We start from the raw sequence: 1,854 nt of genomic DNA, 5'->3' as shown, positions 1-1,854 counted from the left end.
ACTGGCGCCTCTTCCTCTGACCGCTCGGACCGATCGCACACGCAGCCGGCCGGTCCACTCACACACGCAACCGGCCGGTCCCACTCGCACACGCAACCCGGCCGGTCCCACTCGCACACGCGTTCTGCTTGCTCCGATCGCAGTCGATCCGATTCCACGACGGATCCCGCCCGTACGTTCAAGTTCCTCCGTCTCGAATCCTGACCTGTATGACACGACGCGATCCGTTCAACGAGATCGAGGCGCTGCTCGAACGCATGGGCCGGGAGTTCGAGGAGCTCAGCGGCACGCTCGACACCGCCGACTCGCCCGCCACGCCGCCGTTACCGGGCCTCCGCGACGTCGACGTTGACGTGGTCGAAGACGACGAAGCGGTCACCGTCGTCGCCGATCTCCCCGGCTTCGACGACGACGAGATCGAGGTCGAACTCCGCGAGGACGCGCTCACGATCGCGGCGACCCGCGAGGAAGAGCGCGACGTCGAGCCCGCGGACGAAGCGGCGGACGACGACGTGCAGTACCACCGGCGCGAGCGACGCACCCGGGCGGTCTCCCGGCGCGTCACGGTGCCGGCGCCCGTCGACCGCGACGCCGCCACCGCCTCGTACGACAACGGCGTGCTCACCGTCACGCTCCCGAAGCGTTCGGAGACCGACGACGGCGGGCACAGCATCGACATCGACTGAGCGTCCCGTGCCGGTCTTTTGTGCGCCGGTAGCTTCTCCACGCGCCCCCCGTTACCTCCTCGCATGAACGACGACGCCGACGACGCGAACGACGCCGATCACGAGCGCGCTCGCCGCCGGCTCGTCGCCGATCTCCGCGGCCGGCTCGACGTCGACGAGCGAACCCTGGCGGCGATCGAGGCGGTGCCGCGGCACGCGTTCCTCCCGGAGCGGCACCGGTCGCAGGCGTACGCGGACCGCCCGCTCCCGATCGGCCACGACCAGACGATCAGCGCGCCGCACATGGTCGCGATGATGACCGACCTGCTCGATCTCGAACCGGGCGACCGGGTGTTCGAAGTCGGCACCGGCTGCGGCTACCACGCGGCCGTCGTCGCCGAGATCGTCGGCGGCGAGAACGTCTACAGCGCCGAGTACGTGCCGGAGCTGGCCGAGGCGGCCCGCGAGCGGCTCCACCGACTCGGGTACGACGTGACCGTCCACGCCGGCGACGCCCGGGAGGCGTTCCGGGACGCGGACCCGTTTGACGCCGCGTACCTCACGTGTGCGCCCGAGGGAGACGTTCCGGATTCGATCCTTGAGCGCGTCCGGATCGGCGGCCGCGTCGTCGCGCCCGTCGGGTCGCTCGGCGGCCAGCGGCTCGTCCGCCTCGACCTCCGCGCGGACGGGATCGACCGGACGGACCACGGCGGCGTCCGGTTCGTCCCGATGCGGTGACCGGACGACGAGAGCCATGGGCGCGAAGCGTCACGAACCGACAGCGAGCGAGCGGTTTTAGAGGACCGAGCACCGAGTCGACCCATGGACGAGGCGTCGCTCCGCGCGGACATGATCGAGGGGCTCGAACACCGGATCGGCGAGCCGCTCGACGCGTCCGTGCTCACCGCCCTCCAGCGCGTGCCCAGAGAGCCGTTCGTCGACGACCCGTCGAGAGGCGGCGCTCGCGACGACGCGTCCGACACGCGAGTCCTCGCGCCGGAGACCGCCGTGCGGCTGATCACGGCGCTCGACGCCGACGCGGGCGACGAGGTGCTCGTGGTCGGGGCGGGCGTCGGGTACACGGTCGCGATGCTCGCCGAGATCGCCGGCGCACGACACGTTCACGCGGTCGACATCGACCGCGAGGCGGTCGCGATCGCGCGGTCGAACCTCGCCGCCGCCGGCTACG

3 protein-coding genes are annotated in these 1,854 nt (G+C 71.5%); all 3 read left to right on the top strand.

What is annotated here, in order from left to right:
• The first annotated feature begins 209 nt into the window (after window positions 1-209).
• Window positions 210-686, top strand: a complete 477-nt coding sequence (locus GJ633_RS16345; RefSeq protein ID WP_156589610.1) for an Hsp20/alpha crystallin family protein — start codon at window positions 210-212, stop codon at window positions 684-686.
• Window positions 687-749: 63 nt separating this feature from the next.
• On the top strand, window positions 750-1,403 hold the full coding sequence (locus GJ633_RS16340) for a protein-L-isoaspartate(D-aspartate) O-methyltransferase (protein ID WP_156589609.1): 654 nt from the start codon (window positions 750-752) through the stop codon (window positions 1,401-1,403).
• 84 nt (window positions 1,404-1,487) lie between these two features.
• The coding region (locus GJ633_RS16335) for a protein-L-isoaspartate O-methyltransferase (protein ID WP_156589608.1) at window positions 1,488-1,854 on the top strand (367 nt) is incomplete at its 3' end.

This window comes from Halorubrum sp. CBA1125 (assembly GCF_009742825.1).
GTDB lineage: Archaea > Halobacteriota > Halobacteria > Halobacteriales > Haloferacaceae > Halorubrum.
This window is presented reverse-complemented; position numbering and strand designations above follow the sequence as displayed.